This window comes from Butyrivibrio sp. INlla21 (genome assembly GCF_900116875.1).
Classification (GTDB): domain Bacteria; phylum Bacillota; class Clostridia; order Lachnospirales; family Lachnospiraceae; genus Butyrivibrio.
In genome coordinates this window covers 1-15,363 of sequence record NZ_FPCC01000020.1, presented here as the reverse complement: position 1 = coordinate 15,363, position 15,363 = coordinate 1, and the positions used below count along the sequence as shown (strand labels likewise).

The 15,363-nt window shown below is 44.5% G+C and carries 14 protein-coding genes and 1 pseudogene; 4 read left to right on the top strand and 11 right to left on the bottom strand.

Annotated elements, in window-relative coordinates:
- Window positions 1-25: 25 nt before the first annotated feature.
- From BM377_RS11490 to BM377_RS11455, 8 genes are all read right to left on the bottom strand, one after another.
- Window positions 26-757: an isoprenyl transferase gene (locus BM377_RS11490; RefSeq protein WP_092248362.1), complete on the bottom strand. Its 732-nt coding sequence runs from the start codon at window positions 755-757 to the stop codon at window positions 26-28.
- Window positions 758-781: 24 nt separating this feature from the next.
- Complete coding sequence (gene frr, locus BM377_RS11485; RefSeq protein WP_092248359.1) at window positions 782-1,333, bottom strand: ribosome recycling factor; 552 nt, start codon at window positions 1,331-1,333, stop codon at window positions 782-784.
- 27 nt (window positions 1,334-1,360) lie between these two features.
- On the bottom strand, window positions 1,361-2,056 hold the full coding sequence (gene pyrH / locus BM377_RS11480; protein ID WP_092248356.1) for a UMP kinase: 696 nt from the start codon (window positions 2,054-2,056) through the stop codon (window positions 1,361-1,363).
- A 20-nt stretch (window positions 2,057-2,076) separates the two neighbouring features.
- Entirely contained in the window at window positions 2,077-3,075 is a 999-nt protein-coding gene (locus BM377_RS11475; protein ID WP_092248352.1) for a polymer-forming cytoskeletal protein, read from the bottom strand.
- 31 nt (window positions 3,076-3,106) lie between these two features.
- A complete protein-coding gene (locus BM377_RS11470; RefSeq protein WP_092248349.1) occupies window positions 3,107-4,063 on the bottom strand; it encodes a polysaccharide deacetylase family protein in 957 nt (318 codons plus the stop codon).
- A gap of 116 nt (window positions 4,064-4,179) precedes the next feature.
- Window positions 4,180-5,385 carry an NADP-dependent isocitrate dehydrogenase gene (locus BM377_RS11465; RefSeq protein ID WP_092248346.1) on the bottom strand — a complete coding sequence of 402 codons (1,206 nt, stop codon included), beginning with the start codon at window positions 5,383-5,385 and terminating at the stop codon, window positions 4,180-4,182.
- Between the two features lie 39 nt (window positions 5,386-5,424).
- Window positions 5,425-6,105, bottom strand: coding sequence for a GntR family transcriptional regulator (locus tag BM377_RS11460; protein ID WP_092248343.1), 681 nt, complete (start codon window positions 6,103-6,105; stop codon window positions 5,425-5,427).
- 11 nt (window positions 6,106-6,116) lie between these two features.
- Complete coding sequence (locus BM377_RS11455; RefSeq protein ID WP_092248340.1) at window positions 6,117-7,553, bottom strand: 2-isopropylmalate synthase; 1,437 nt, start codon at window positions 7,551-7,553, stop codon at window positions 6,117-6,119.
- Between the two features lie 144 nt (window positions 7,554-7,697).
- On the opposite strand from BM377_RS11455, the gene BM377_RS11450 reads away from it, so the two are divergent.
- A complete protein-coding gene (locus BM377_RS11450; RefSeq protein WP_092248337.1) occupies window positions 7,698-8,270 on the top strand; it encodes a histidine phosphatase family protein in 573 nt (190 codons plus the stop codon).
- Here BM377_RS11450 and BM377_RS11445 read toward each other — a convergent pair.
- Window positions 8,248-8,871, bottom strand: a complete 624-nt coding sequence (locus tag BM377_RS11445) for a class I SAM-dependent methyltransferase (RefSeq protein WP_092248334.1) — start codon at window positions 8,869-8,871, stop codon at window positions 8,248-8,250. The genes BM377_RS11450 and BM377_RS11445 overlap by 23 nt on opposite strands.
- Before the next feature lie 159 nt (window positions 8,872-9,030).
- Window positions 9,031-11,121, bottom strand: coding sequence for an elongation factor G (locus tag BM377_RS11440; RefSeq protein ID WP_092248331.1), 2,091 nt, complete (start codon window positions 11,119-11,121; stop codon window positions 9,031-9,033).
- Window positions 11,122-11,378: 257 nt separating this feature from the next.
- Here BM377_RS11440 and BM377_RS11435 point away from each other — a divergent pair, with 257 nt between their 5' ends.
- The 3 genes from BM377_RS11435 to BM377_RS11425 are packed head-to-tail and all read left to right on the top strand — an operon-like array spanning window position 11,379 to window position 15,000.
- On the top strand, window positions 11,379-12,476 hold the full coding sequence (locus BM377_RS11435) for a prephenate dehydrogenase/arogenate dehydrogenase family protein (protein ID WP_092248328.1): 1,098 nt from the start codon (window positions 11,379-11,381) through the stop codon (window positions 12,474-12,476).
- An 18-nt stretch (window positions 12,477-12,494) separates the two neighbouring features.
- Entirely contained in the window at window positions 12,495-13,823 is a 1,329-nt protein-coding gene (aroA, locus tag BM377_RS11430) for a 3-phosphoshikimate 1-carboxyvinyltransferase (protein ID WP_092248325.1), read from the top strand.
- Between the two features lie 55 nt (window positions 13,824-13,878).
- The gene (locus tag BM377_RS11425; protein ID WP_092248322.1) at window positions 13,879-15,000 is read left to right on the top strand and encodes a hypothetical protein; all 1,122 of its coding nucleotides are present in this window, start codon (window positions 13,879-13,881) and stop codon (window positions 14,998-15,000) included.
- A 47-nt stretch (window positions 15,001-15,047) separates the two neighbouring features.
- Here the strand turns inward: BM377_RS11425 and BM377_RS11420 are convergent.
- Window positions 15,048-15,363, bottom strand: a pseudogene (locus BM377_RS11420) (transposase); the annotation flags it as partial.

The following is a 15,363-nucleotide window of genomic DNA, read 5'->3' as shown; positions in this document are numbered from 1 at the left end:
GCCTTTTTTCAGTTTCCGATAGTGCTTAGATCTGATCCTTCTTAAGACCGCCAAACTTACGATTTCTTCCGCCGTAAGCTTCTATCGCCTTAACAAGCTCAGCCTTGTTAAAGTCGGGCCATGCGATCGGGGTGTAATAAAACTCCGTGTATGCAAGCTGCCACAATAAGAAGTTGGAAACTCGCTGCTCATTGCACGTCCTGATCAAAAGATCTGGGTCCGGCAAAAAGTCAGTATCAAGGTTCTTGGCTATCAGCTCCTCGGTTATGTCATCTGCCTTGAGCTCTCCGCTCTCAACCTTAGCTGCGATCTTCTTGACGCTGCGGGTGATCTCATCCCTGCTTCCGTAATTGATCGCGATCGTAAATGTGAGTCCGGTATTGCCCGCAGTTGCTTCCTCAAGCTCTGCGATAGCCTTCTGAATATCCTCCGAAAGAGCGGATCTGTCACCGATAACTCGGCAACGAACATTGTTCTTCATGGATTTCTTGATACTTGTCTTTAAGTAATTTCGAAGGATCGTCATGAGGGCTGAAACCTCAGCCTCGGGACGGCTCCAATTTTCTGTTGAAAAAGCATAGACGGTAAGGTACTTGATACCGAGATCTCTTGCATCAACAAGAATATCCTCAACCGCCTTGGCTCCCTGCATGTGTCCGTAGTTTCTGGGCATTCCTTTTTCTTTGGCCCATCTGCCGTTACCGTCAAGAATGATGGCCACATGCTCGGGTACATTCATTAATTCTTGTGTTTCCATTGTAAAAATCCTATTTCCGTATGATCAAACTGTCATGATCTCTTTGTTCTTATCTTCTACAGCAGCATCAATGTCCTTGATATACTTGTCTGTAACCTTCTGAAGCTCATCGTTAAGATCATTGATCTCATCCTCGGAAATATCTCCGCCCTTGAGCTTCTTAAGAGCGTCGTTACCGTCACGTCTTACGTTTCTGACAGCAACCTTGGCATCCTCACCCTTCTTACGGATGTCTTTTGCGAGCTGTTTTCTGCGCTCCTCAGTGAGCTCAGGGAAAACAAGTCTGATAACATTACCGTCATTGGCAGGTGTAATACCAAGATCGGATGTAAGGATCGCTTTCTCAATATCTTTAATAAGTGTCTTATCCCAAGGTGCGATCTGGATAATACGTGCCTCGGGAACGGAAACATTACCAACCTGCTGAAGAGGTGTGGGAGTTCCGTAATAATCTACCTTAATCTTATCAAGTACATGGGGATTGGCTCTTCCTGCACGGATAGAAGCAAGCTCCTCCTTCAAAAAATCGAAAGATTTCTGCATCTTATCTGCGTATTCTTTAATCTTATCGTTCATACCGATGCCTCCTAAATTTGTAATCTATCAAACAGTAACTGTAGTGCCGTTAAAGCTTCCGCTGCAAGCATTGACGATACTGTTCTCTTCCTGAAGGGCGAATACCCTCATAGGAACCTTGTTGTCTCTTGCAAGTATCGAAGCAGTCATATCAACAACCTGAAGGTTGCCTGCTACAACATCATCAATAGAGATCTCTGTGTATCTCTTGGCGTTGGGATTGGTAGCAGGGTCTGAATCATAGACTCCGTCAATAGCCTTAGCCAAAAGAATGCAATCAGCCTCAACCTCGATAGCTCTGAGGACAACACCGGTGTCTGTTGAGAAATACGGATGTCCGGTACCGCCTGCAAAGAATACAACCATACCTTTGGCAAAATACTTGTTGGCTCTATCCTTGGAAAATAATTTGGTAAAAGAACCGCATTCAAAAGGTGTAAGTATATTGGTCATCATGCCTACGCTTCTGAAGATCTCGGAAACGTAAATGCAGTTCATGATAGTAGCCAGCATGCCAATCTGGTCGGCCTTAACGCGGTCGATGTTCTCGCTGGTCCTGCCTCTCCAGAAGTTACCGCCGCCGATAACGATACCTACTTCGGTTCCGTTATCCACAAGCTGCTTAACCTGAAGAGCCACCTTTCTGACAGTTGCTTCATCAAAGCCTGTCTTCTTGTCTCCTGCCAGCGCTTCGCCGCTGAGTTTCAATAGTATTCTCATAATATCTCCATGTATGTCTGTAATTATTTATTCTTAAGTCCCTCGAAGAACTCTGAAGGATTAACGTCAGCGTATGCCTGTGAGCACATACCCTCGATAACCGCACCGTTGTTGATCTGTACAGACTGGGACTTGATGTTACCCATAACGATTGCTGTTGTATCAAGAACTACAGGTCCGTGTACGTCGATATCACCCTTAACGGCTCCTGCGATAACTGCGCTTGAACCAAAGATGTTACCTACGATAACAGTGCTCTGTCCTACCTTGACGCTGCCCTTACTTCTTACCTCACCTGTAATCCTTGCTGCCTCTGCATAGATCTCAGCCGCATCTGAATCACCCTGGATCTCACCTGTAACATTGAGCTTACCGAGAGCCTTAACGTTACCTACGATCTTACCTACAAGATCAAGAGAACCTGTTGTCTGAAGGTCACCGTTGATGACCATTCCTTCGGTGATGTTAGCGATTTCATCGGTTGGTGTCTGCTGTTCAAATTCCATAGTTTCATTTCCCCCATCATTATTAGATTTATCAGTTTCATTGCTCTTGGCAATGTACTCATCAATGTGTTCGTTGTTGATAGCTTCGAGAGCGCTCTTGGGCTCTTCGTTTGCTATCTCGGCCTGAGTCTCCTCTTCTATCTTATCTTCGAGTTCCTCAGTAAGCTCCTCGATCTCATTGAATACTGTCGTTTCAGCTTCTTTTTCCTCGGAAGCTTCCGCAAAAGAGCTTTCGCTTTCGTTCACAGTGCTCTCTTCCTCGGGAGTTACTACCTCCTCGGTACTAACTTCAGAAGTAGCTTCCTCTTCTTTGTTAGTCTCTTCGTTTGTGATGTCCTCAAGCTTGATGTCGTCAAGGCGATTAAGCATGCTGTCGATATCGACCTCACTCACCTTAACCGTTTCCTCAGCTGCTTTGTCTTTATCAAGACCGTTTGCCCCTTCGAGCTTGTCATCCGGCATAAGAGTGTTAACTGCCTGGGACAGATCGCTCTTTAGCTCAGAAAAAAATCCCATCCTGATATCCTCCCCTTACTAGTAGTTTGTTTTAGTTGTTTTTGATATGTTGAACCGGTAACGTATCATCTGTTATCGGAACCATCACTGTGTCTTCCATACCGTTTATTGCATCGATTATCTCGGGAAGTGCCTCTACTGTGGCCTTCTTATCCGCTGCGTCATGCATAAGGACAATGCAATGTTTAAACTTAGGTATGTTATTTACTATATTAGCACAAATAACGTCTTTGGTGGCGCCCGCTTTATCATCTCCGGCGGAAACATTCCAGTCAAAAAACGTAATATCCTCGTTATCAAGTATTCCGACAAGCTCGTTCATATCAGCCTTACTGACATTGTTGGAGCTTCCGCCCGGGAATCTGTAATACTTGGACATAGTGTCGGTATTCTCATACAAAAAAACTCTAAGCTTCTTAAGATCATCATGGAAAGCTTCGGGTGAAGCATATATATCACTGTACTTATGACTGTAGGAATGCATACCCAAGGTATGTCCCTCATCAACTATTCTCTTGTAGCTGTCCTCATATTTAGGCTTGCCGCATACAAAGAATGTAGCCTTAACGTCTTTCTCCTTTAAGATATCAAGTATCTCCTCGGTATAGACACTCGGGCCGTCATCAAAGGTCAGATATACATATCTGGTACCCTCGATATCTTCGGGATTCTGAGCTCCGATAACATCGACATCCGTATAATCGATATCGGGATTCTCCCCAAAGGCTCCGGGCGAGTTCTTGTCCTCACTCTCCTCGGCCAAGATTTCCATCTCATCGCCAAAGCGCTCTCTGTACCAGTCAAGATCAGCCTTGGTCTGATTGTAATCAGTCTTAAGTCTGTCGAATCTTATGGATAAAATAATGCAGATTAAAGTGGGAATAAGACAAGCGGCGGCGACGGTTATCAGAATGAATTTGCGAAGCCTTCGGATACGCCTGTTGTACAGTACCTTTTCACTTTTTCTCCCACCTTTATCGTACGCCATTTTGAATAAAAAACATTTCCCCCATGAATATTCAACCAGAGTATAGTATATCAGAACACGCCCCCATCTTCAACAATAACGCGTGTTACCGTTTGATGATGAGGGCGTGTTATTAATTACATTTTTGCATATTCTTCAGCGATAGCATCAAGGAACTCTTCACTTCCGAGTTTTACGGGATTTGGAAGAGATGTGATAAGCGCAAGATCGCCTGTCATGCGGCCTGACTCAATGACTGAAAGTGTTGCCTTCTCCATCTTGTCAGCCCAGTCCATAAGCTCTTTTATTCCGTCGAGCTCGCCTCTCTTGCGAAGAGCACCTGTCCAAGCAAAGATAGTTGCTACAGGGTTGGTTGATGTAGGCTCACCCTTTAAGTACTTGTAATAGTGTCTCTGAACGGTTCCGTGAGCTGCCTCGTACTCGTAAACTCCTGTGGGAGATACAAGAACAGAAGTCATCATTGCAAGTGAACCGAACGCGGAAGAAACCATGTCACTCATAACGTCTCCGTCGTAGTTCTTGCAGGCCCAGATAAATCCGCCCTTAGACTTCATTACACGGGCAACGGCGTCATCGATAAGTGTGTAGAAATATGTGATTCCCGCCTTTTCGAAATCAGCCTTGAATTCGTTTTCAAATACTTCCTCAAAGATCTCTCTGAATCTTCTGTCGTATGTCTTACTGATGGTATCCTTGGTTCCGAGCCAAAGCTCTTTTTTCTCGGCGAGAGCATATTTAAAGCAAGCTCTTGCAAAGCTTCTGATCGAAGCATCTTTATTATGAACACCCTGAATAATACCGGGCTCCTTGAAATCAAAGATAGTTTCCTTGGTAACAGTTCCGTCCTCAGCGGTAAATACAAGCTCTGCCTTACCTGCTCCGGGAACTCTGATCTCAACGTTCTTGTAAACATCGCCGTATGCGTGTCTTGCAAGTGTGATGGGCTCTACCCATGTTCTTACGTTGGGCTCGATTCCTTTTACCATGATGGGTGTACGGAAAACTGTTCCGTCAAGAATGGCTCTGATCGTACCGTTGGGGCTCTTCCACATCTTCTTGAGATTGTATTCCTCAACACGCTCATTGTTGGGAGTAATGGTAGCGCACTTAACGGCTACACCGTACTTAAGTGTTGCATTGGCGCTGTCTACGGTTACCTGATCGTCTGTCTCGTCTCTGTGCTTAAGTCCGAGATCGTAATACTCGCTCTTAAGATCGATACTGGGCAAAATAAGCTTATCCTTGATCATCTGCCACAGTACTCTTGTCATCTCGTCGCCGTCCATCTCAACGATGGGTGTTGTCATCTGAATCTTGCTCATTAATAATGTCCTTTCAAAAGCTGTTGTTATGTTTCAAATTTACTCAAACATGGAGAGAAGGCCCTTCTCAACCATATTCTCGTACGCATTTATCATGTGCTGATTGGCAAGCTCTTCGGCCTTGTCGGGATTATTCTCCTTAATGGCCTCCATGATAAATTTGTGCTCAACGTTGGAAACAGCACCTCGGCTGCTGGAAAGAGTCTTTTGTCTGACTCTCCAAACGTACTGATGATAGTCCTTCAAAAGATGCTCAAGCATCTTGGAATTGCATGACTCGTATAAAATATTGTGGAATCTGTTGTCGAGCTCAGCCATCTGCTCCATATGACCTCTGGCCGCATGGAACTCAGCAAGGTAGATGTTCTCTTCCATCTCCTCGAGCTGCTCTTTTGAGATATTCTCACAAGCCCATCTTGCGCAAAGTCCCTCAAGCTTGGATCTGATCATATAGATATCCTGGATATCTTTAACCTTGATGCCTGTGACATAAGCTCCTCTGTTGGGAATGATCTGAATAAGTCCCTCGAGCTCAAGCTGTCTGAACGCTTCTCTTACGGGAGTTCTGCTGACGCCGAGCTCCTGTCCGATCGCAACTTCCTTAAGTTCTTCGTGATCCTTGTATTTGCCGTTAAGGATATCTTCTCTGATACGATGGAAAACTCTGCCTCTAAGTGAATACTTATCGGTTACTTCCTGTTTTAAGTCTTGATTATCCATAATGTTCCCCTTTATTTGGAAGATGAGACAATCTCACCCTCTTTAACAACTATGCCAAGTTCTTTGCTGACTTTTTTAATCTCGGAAATGAGCTCTTCGTCAGTCATAACCGTAACTCGGCCGCCTGCGTACTCCTTGTCCACCCACTCTTTTATCTTGGTAACAAGAGGTGATGACTTGGAAAGAGCATGCTCCTCACGGAGCTTGTAATGGATGTTGATCCAATGTGCGATTCCCGCAAGTCCGGATGTGTTTGAAACGGCACTTACAGGAGGTCTTCTGAGGAACTTCTCCGTATCGAAGATGTTGTAGATCTCCTCGTTCTTAAGAAGTCCGTCAGCGTGGATACCCGCTCTTGTAACGTTGAAGTTCTTGCCCACAAAAGGTGTGTTGGCAGGAACGGTAAAGCCTACTTCCTTCTCATAGTACTCGGCAAGGTCTGTAATAACCTGTGTGTTCATGCCGTCGAGCGTACCCTTGAGCTGTGCATACTCAAATACCATAGCCTCAAGAGGTGTGTTACCCGTTCTCTCTCCGATTCCGAAGAGTGATGTGTTAACGGATGAACAGCCGTAGAGCCAAGCCGTTGTTGAGTTGGTAACGGCCTTGTAGAAATCGTTGTGACCGTGCCACTCGATAAGCTCACTGGGAACACCCGCGTTGGTGTTGATCGCATAGATGATACCCTGAACACTTCTGGGAATAACGGCACCGGAGAAGTTAACTCCGTAGCCCATTGTATCGCAAGCACGGATCTTAACAGGGATACCGTACTCTTCTTTTAACTTCATAAGTTCTACGCAGAAAGGAACAACGAAGCCGTAAATATCGGCTCTTGTGATGTCCTCAAGATGGCATCTGGGGCTGATTCCTTCCTCAAGACAAGCTCTTACGATGCTGAGATAATGATCGAGCGCCTGTCTTCTTGTCATCTTAAGCTTTAAGAAAATATGATAATCGGAACAAGATACAAGAATACCCGTCTCCTTCATCCCAATCTCTTTTACCAGCTTAAAATCATCCTCGCTTGCGCGGATCCAGCTCGTAACCTCAGGGAACTTGTAGCCTCTCTCCATACATTTGTAGACCGCATCGCGATCGCTCTTACTGTATAAAAAGAACTCGCTCTGTCTGATCATACCGTTGGGGCCGCCAAGCTCGTGAAGCATGTCGAAGATGTCGACTATCTGCTTGGTTGTATAAGGAGCCCTTGACTGCTGTCCGTCACGGAAAGTCGTATCCGTGATCCAGATGTCCTTGGGCATATTATGTGGAACAATCCTATCATTAAATGGAATTTTGGGAACTTCCTCATAGGGAAACATATTTCTGAAAACGTTTGGTTTTTGAACATCGTCAAGAATATACATGTGCTCCTCGATCTGAAGCAAGTTATTCTTGTCGTTCATGGTCACCGGCCTGTTCTGAAATGCACTAGTCTCACTCATGAATAAACTCCTCACTAAATACTAAAATGGTCATCGCGTATAATTGTATACAATCATACCATGAGTGTCAAGGTCAGTATTTATCTAGTTTTTCTTGACTTTTTTTAATATTTGCGTTTTACTCAAAACTGAAACGGAGAAAAAATGCTATATATAACAAGACACGGGCAGACCGACTGGAATAAAGAAGAAAGACTCCAGGGTCACACCGATATACCATTAAATGAAAACGGAAAAGAGATGGCGAAAGCCGCCGGGATAAGATATTCCGATATCAAGTTTGATGTCTGCTACTCTTCTCCCTTACTTAGGGCAAAAGAGACTGCTGAATTACTATTGGAAGGAAGAGATATCCCAATCATAACAGATGATAGGTTAAAAGAGATGTGCTTCGGAGAATACGAAGGCGTACGCGGTTACTTCAAAGACCCGAACTTTCCTTTGAGCAACCTCTTCCGTCGCCCCGAAGAATACGTGCCGATCGGAGGCTCTGAATCTTTTGAATCATTAAAAGAAAGGACCTCTTCCTTTATAGAAGAAGTCCTTATTCCCGATATGAACGCCGGAAAGACAATTCTCGTCGTTGCCCACGGCGCTCTCAATTGCGGTCTTATATCACAACTCCGAAAAACACCGCTCAAAGATTTCTGGAGCAACCTCCAGCAAAACTGCGAGCTTGAAGCATTTACAAACATCACTTCTTCGCAAGAACCGTGATCCAAGGCTTTGATGCGTGAACGTCCGTCTTAACGAAAGAAAATCCTGCGCTCTTAAGGGCGTTAACGATATCCTCTGCCTTGTGGCATTTCATGCCTTCTATCATACTCTCATAATAAGAAGATGCCTTGTCGGTTCCGTCGGATTCATTGACAATCATAAAGGTTCCGCCCGGCTTAAGGACTCTGGCGACATTGCTAAAACACTTCTCAAGTCCCGGCCAGAAATATATTGTCTCAAAAGCAGTTGCAAGATCGTACTTATCGCTTTCAAGATCAAGTGCGGACACATCGCCGTGTCTTACCTCGCATCTGCCTTTTTCTATCATATCCGCATTGTAAGCTTTAGTTGTCGCAACCGATGTATCGGAATAGTCGATAGCAGTCATCTTAGCGGAAGGATACTTTTTCATAAGCGCGCGGGCATTTCTACCGCCGCCGCATCCAACCTCAAGCATTTCAGAAGGAGCTATTGTCTGAAGATGTGATAGTCCCCAGTCAGCAACTTTCGCATGTCCCTTATTCATACCGTTGATCATCATCTTCCCCAAAACACCGTTAGGTTTACGTGTCTGTGCAAAAAACTTTTTAAGTAGTCCCATGTTTCATTTCCTCCAAAAGAAATCATAGCTATAAGTGTATACATTTCTCAACAAAAACATGTTAGCGCTTGCTAACAATTAATGCAAGCTCTTTTTTCCTAGAAATAAAGAAAGCCGGGAGCTCATCACAAGCTCCCGGCCAAAAAATCTTTTTATTTATTATTCTTCCGAATTTGCAGCTGCAACCTTGTCTGCTCTTGCCTCTACCTCTTTTGCCTGAACATCCGAAGGAGCCTGCTCATATCTGTTGAACTCATACTCGAACTCGCCGCTGCCGCCCGTCATTGAACGAAGCTGTGTGCAGTATCCGTAAAGCTCCATCTGAGGAACCTCAGCCTCGATGATCTGCTTGCCCGCTGCGGTAGGATTCATTCCGAGCACTCTTCCTCTTCTCTTGTTAAGGTCGCCCATTACGTCGCCTGTATAGCTGTCAGGAACCGTAACCTTGAGAGATACGATGGGCTCAAGAAGAACGGGAGTTGCATCCATGAAGCCCTTCTTGAAGGCATTGGAAGCCGCAACCTTGAACGCCATCTCGGACGAATCAACAGGGTGATACGATCCGTCATAAAGTGTAGCCTTAACGCCCACAACGGGATAAGCTGCAAGAGGTCCTCTAAGAACTGACTCTGCGATACCCTTTTCAACTGCAGGGAAGAAGTTCTTGGGAACAGCTCCTCCTACAACCTCCTGATCGAAGGTATATGCAGTTGTAGGATCTCCCGAAGGAGCAAAGCGCATCTTAACGTGTCCGTACTGACCGTGACCACCTGTCTGCTTCTTATATTTGTACTCAACGTCAGAATTCTTTCTGATCGTCTCTCTGAACGCAACCTTAGGCTTGGTAAGATCGATGTTTACCTTATAGATATTCTCAAGCTTACTCTTAACAACATCGAGGTGCATGTCACCCATGCCGTACAAAAGAGTCTGCCTGTTCTCGGCGTCATTTACAACACTGATCGTCTGATCCTCAGCCGCGATCTTGGCAAGTGACTGTGCGATCTTATCGATATCCTGCTTGTTCTGAGCGTGGTATCTCATAACCGTGTAAGGCTGAGAGATATCCATCTTAGCGTACTGAACGGGAGTAGCCTTGGTTGAAAGCGTATCGCCCGTAGCAACATCGAGCTTTTGAAGTGCGCCAAGATCGCCCGCATGAAGCTCAGGTACTTCGGAAGTCTTATTTCCCTGAAGAATATAGAGCTTACCGATCTTAACCTCAGTATCTTTTCCGGCAACGAACATTACGTCGTCGGGCTTTAAGATACCCGATCTAACCTTGATAAGTGAATACTTACCGATGAAAGGATCGATCATTGTCTTAAATACAAAAGCTGTCTTGGGTTTTGAGAAATCAAAGTCAGCTTCGAAGATCTCGTTGGTATTGGTGTTGATGCCCGCCATCTTACGATTCTCGGGACTTGGCATATACTTAACGATATCATCCATAAGAGTGTAAATACCCTGACAAAGAGTACTTGAACCCATCTCGATGGGAACGATGCTTCCGTCACATACGTTGGTGCGGACAGCCGCTCTTATCTCTGATTCCGAGAAAGTGTCTCCGTTAAAATATCTGTCCATGAACTCTTCGGATGTCTCTGCAACAGCCTCTAAAAGAGTGTCACGGCAGATCTTTAAGTTGGCTTGGTTGTACTCGGGAACGTCACATTCAACAACTTCCTTACCCTGCCATCTAAAGCCCTTCTCCTGAATAACATTTACGTATCCGACGAACTTCTCGTTCTCACGAATAGGTAAATTGAAAGGCGCAATCTTTTTTCCATACTTATCGGTCATATCCTGTACGACCTGTCTGTATGAAACATCATCGATATCCATATCTGCTACGAATATCATGCGGGGAATCTTATACTTCTCGCAAAGCTCCCACGCTTTTTCTGTACCTACCTCTATTCCTGCCTTGCCGGAAACTACGATGATCGCCGCGTCGGCAACGCTTATAGCCTCCTCTACTTCACCGACAAAATCAAAGAAACCGGGAGTATCCAGGACATTGATCTTGTGTCCATCCCATTCCATGGGAATTGTTGATGTGCTGATAGAAATATGTCTCTTCTGCTCTTCCTTATCAAAATCGCTGAGAGTGTTTCCATCTTCCACTTTACCGATCCTAGATGTAATACCTGCAAGATAAGCCATTGATTCAGCCAAGCTTGTCTTGCCGGCACCACCGTGCCCAAGCAGTACAACGTTTCTGATCTTGTCTGTTGTGTAAACGTTCATATCTTGTCCTCCAGTCGCTTCATTTTGGGTAATATGTATGAGATATGATACAAGTCCCCCAAAAACTTATAATGATATTTTACTAAAGATACTGTACCAAAACAAGAGTTATAGGTGATTTTGCACAACGTTCTCACATAGCATTCAAGCCTTTATGCATTTGATTTTCGTACATTAAAGTGTTATAGTGTAATTCACTACTTACGATTATTTTCGCCTTCAAATAAAGGCGTATATTACTTAGGAGATTTTTTTACATGAACAATGAAACCTACGGCTTTATCGGCCTTGGACTTATAGGCGGCTCGATAGCCCGCGCAATAAAAGAAAAGCAGCCCGCATCACGCATCATAGCCTACACTCCTCACAAGGAGACCGTAGACAAGGCATATGAGCAAAAGATTGTAGACCTGCCCCTTTACGAGATCGGTCAAGAATTTTCGGACTGCGACTACATCTTCCTTTGCGCACCCGTCGAGTGCAACAACGACAACATCGACAAGCTCTTGCCCTTCCTTGATAAGAAGACGACGCTCACGGATATCGGCAGCGTCAAGACAGGAATCCATGAGAAGATAAAAGAGCTTTCGCTTGAATCTCAGTTCATCGGCGGACATCCGATGGCCGGTACCGAGAGGATCGGCTTTGGCAATTCCAAGTCATCTCTTTTGGAAAACGCTTATTACATCCTTACAACAACAGAGTCTACGGAAAAAGAAAGACTTGATAAATATTATGATCTCGTCAAGATGATCGGCGCGATCCCGCTTGTAGTCGACCACAACAGACACGACTACATCACAGCGGCAATAAGCCACGTTCCGCACGTCATCTCCGCTTCGCTCGTCAACCTGGTAAAAGACAACGATTCGGAAGATCAGCTCATGAAGACAATCGCAGCGGGAGGATTTAAGGACATCACGCGTATCTCCTCATCTTCACCCGTTATGTGGCAACAGATCTGCACTACCAACGCAGACAACATCTCGGAGCTCCTTGGCAAATACATTGATTCATTATATGAGATCAAGCTTGCCATCGATGAAAAAGAGACTGATAAGATATTCGATTTCTTTTCATCCGCAAGAGAATACAGAGAATCATTTATCGAGACGTCAAGCGGACCGATTCAGAAGGTACACAGCATCAATGTTGAGATTGACGACCAGCCCGGCCGTCTTGCAAGCGTTGCTCTCCTTCTTTCCGAGAACAAGATCAACATCAAGAACATCGGCATTGTTCACAACAGAGAGTACGAGCGCGGAACGCTTAAGATCGAACTTCACGACAACGCAAGCTTGGAAAAATCCATCGAGATACTCGCAGACAAAGGCTACAATGTTTACAAGAAATAAATCACCTGAGGAAAAAAGATGATATTACTTAGCAAAGCTACATCCCCGATAAAAGGCGAAATAACGGTTCCCGGAGATAAATCCATTTCTCACAGAAGTATCATGTTCGGTGCTCTTGCCGAAGGAACCACAACGATCACAGGCTTTCTTGAGAGCGCAGACTGCCTCTCAACAATAGATTGCTTCAGAAAGCTTGGAATCGAGATTGAGAAAAAGAACAATCATATGACGGGAGTTCCTACGATATATGTTCACGGTAAAGGAATAAACGGCCTGACCGCGCCGGATTCACTTCTTTATACCGGCAACAGCGGAACGACCACGAGACTGATCTCCGGAATACTCTCCGCTCAGTCTTTTGACACCGATATCACAGGTGATGCTTCGATAGAAAAGCGTCCGATGAAAAGAGTCATCACACCCTTATCTGAAATGGGCGCCGATATAGTTTCAGTAAAAGACAATGACTGCGCACCTCTTCATATCACAGGCGGAAAGAAGCTTCACGGAATCACTTACAACAGCCCCGTTGCTTCCGCGCAGGTTAAATCAGCGATAATACTCGCAGGCCTCTACGCAGATTCTGCGACAACAGTTATAGAGCCCGCTCTTTCAAGAAATCACACCGAGATCATGCTGAAAGCTTTCGGCGCGGATATACACAATGAAATTTACGAAGACGGCAAAGCCGCAGCTGTCCTTAATCCCGGGCAGTCACTCAAAGCAATAGACATAAATGTTCCCGGCGACATATCTTCCGCTGCTTTCTTTATCGCGGCAGCGCTCATGGTTCCCGGCTCCGAGCTTCTTATCAAGAACGTCGGAGTTAACGAGACAAGAGCCGGCATCATAAATGTCTTAAAGCGCATGGGCGCCGATATCACTCTTTTAAACGAAGATGATTCAAGCGAAAAGCGCGCCGACATCCTTGTTAAATACAGCAAGCTCCATGGCGATAAAAACAAAGAATTTGTTATCGGCGGCGCCGATATCCCGACAATGATTGATGAGCTTCCCGTTGTGGCGGTTCTTGCAGCTACAGCCGATTGCACAACGATCATCAAAGACGCCGCAGAGCTCAAGGTAAAAGAATCCAATCGAATCGACTCGGTTGTAGATAACTTAAAGGCGATGGGATGCGACGTTACGGCAACCGACGACGGAATGATCATCCGCGGCGGAAAACCTCTTACAGGTGCCGAGATTGATTCTCACAGCGATCACAGACTTGCGATGAGCTTTGCCATCGCGGCTCTCGGCGCAGAAGGCGAAACAATAATTGCAGACGATAAATGCGTGGATATCTCATATCCCACATTTTTCAACGATCTTAGATCGTTATTATAAATTGGGGAATTTATAATCATAAAACGCTTATTAAAGGACAGGAGGATAATTTAAATTGTCAAACAAAAGTCTAAACAAAAAGCGATTGGGAATTATTATTCCGATCGCTTCATTTCTTACTATGATCGGAGGCGTGATCATTTTCGCCTCCGGGTATCTTTTTGCCAAGCATGAAATATCACAGGATAAAAATCCAAAATCGCAAGCTGCGATAGCTTCTTCATCCGAATCCGCTTCAGCTTCCGAATCCGTTTCGGACGAAGCCCCGGAAGCCGATCATACTTCCTATGAAAGCATTGATATTGACGCAGGCATAAATAAATCAGTATCTTTGGATTGGTCAAGAGATATTCCCAAAGAATACGCTATCACATTTGATGTTAACGAAAGTGATGATACATGCACCATCCTTCTCCCCGCGGACAGAGCATACGATATTGATTATTCCTATTACAGCCACGAAAGCGGCTTGGGTACTTTATTTTCTCACGATGATGGAAACACTCCGGATACAATAACCGGCTTCAAAGCTTCTGACGTTAACTTTGACGGATACACCGATCTTCTCTTTACCGGAACAAAAGATTCAAGCGAAATGTCCTGGCTCTTCGTTGGCGATTCATTAAGTTACGATTCAAGCTATGATTCCGAGGGTACCTGTTTTATTTCATATCCTCCGATCACTGACGCAACACAATATCTTAATAAGGGATTTACTGTAGATGATGTCTGCGATTACTATTCAAAGGGACAGATAAACGGAGATTTTAGTTCTTATAAAGAAGGCTATAAAGCCATCATAGGATTTTATGAAACAATGTCTGCCGGAACAAACAGATATGATCTTATCAACATTAACAACGATGACATACCTGAACTCCTCATGGATACAGGTGAAGGCGGAAACAATTTCTCCGTATGCACCTTCAAGGACGGTTATGTATATCAATTTATGAATTGGCATCATTCGAAAAACGAATATGAATATGTTCCCGGCAAAAATATAATCCTGGAAAAATCCGACTCGGAATATAATGTATTCAGCATGAAGGATTGCAAACTAAATTCCGGAGTTATAGAGGACATATCCGCTTACAGATCCAATCCCTTTAAGAAAACTGCCACTTTTTCAGGTGGAAAAACTGCTGATGATTTTATAAAAGAAAAATTGAATTAAACGTGTTTTAAAGATTATAAGGGCCAAAAGCAAAAGCTTTTGACCCTTCAGACTGTAGACAAAGTGGTCTTGAGAGCATAGCTCTCAAGACCATTTTTCTTCTTAAGCCGGATTTTCATAATAAAAATGGTCAAAACAGCCCTTATCAGGCCATTTCTAACCGCCATTCATTCTTGATTCTTGCAAGCTTTTTTAGATTCATACACGCAAAGGTAAGCGCGACCTTCATTTCCATCCGCGCCTTTCCATACATCTGTGTATATCTAAATCCATGATTCTCTTTGGCTGTCCCAAAGATTCTCTCTATTGTTTCTTTCCTGTGAGAATAGAGATCTTTCATCCCCTCGGTGTATCTTATGTCAT

What these genes read in the sequence shown, in the direction of transcription:
- BM377_RS11470 (WP_092248349.1), bottom strand. Translation starts at nt 4,063, where the DNA reads ATGGCGTACGATAAAGGTGGGAGAAAAAGTGAAAAGGTACTGTACAAC.
- aroA (WP_092248325.1), top strand. Translation starts at nt 12,495, where the DNA reads ATGATATTACTTAGCAAAGCTACATCCCCGATAAAAGGCGAAATAACG.
- BM377_RS11490 (WP_092248362.1), bottom strand. Translation starts at nt 757, where the DNA reads ATGGAAACACAAGAATTAATGAATGTACCCGAGCATGTGGCCATCATT.
- BM377_RS11465 (WP_092248346.1), bottom strand. Translation starts at nt 5,385, where the DNA reads ATGAGCAAGATTCAGATGACAACACCCATCGTTGAGATGGACGGCGAC.
- BM377_RS11435 (WP_092248328.1), top strand. Translation starts at nt 11,379, where the DNA reads ATGAACAATGAAACCTACGGCTTTATCGGCCTTGGACTTATAGGCGGC.
- BM377_RS11445 (WP_092248334.1), bottom strand. Translation starts at nt 8,871, where the DNA reads ATGGGACTACTTAAAAAGTTTTTTGCACAGACACGTAAACCTAACGGT.
- BM377_RS11475 (WP_092248352.1), bottom strand. Translation starts at nt 3,075, where the DNA reads ATGGGATTTTTTTCTGAGCTAAAGAGCGATCTGTCCCAGGCAGTTAAC.
- frr (WP_092248359.1), bottom strand. Translation starts at nt 1,333, where the DNA reads ATGAACGATAAGATTAAAGAATACGCAGATAAGATGCAGAAATCTTTC.
- BM377_RS11450 (WP_092248337.1), top strand. Translation starts at nt 7,698, where the DNA reads ATGCTATATATAACAAGACACGGGCAGACCGACTGGAATAAAGAAGAA.
- BM377_RS11455 (WP_092248340.1), bottom strand. Translation starts at nt 7,553, where the DNA reads ATGAGTGAGACTAGTGCATTTCAGAACAGGCCGGTGACCATGAACGAC.
- BM377_RS11460 (WP_092248343.1), bottom strand. Translation starts at nt 6,105, where the DNA reads ATGGATAATCAAGACTTAAAACAGGAAGTAACCGATAAGTATTCACTT.
- BM377_RS11440 (WP_092248331.1), bottom strand. Translation starts at nt 11,121, where the DNA reads ATGAACGTTTACACAACAGACAAGATCAGAAACGTTGTACTGCTTGGG.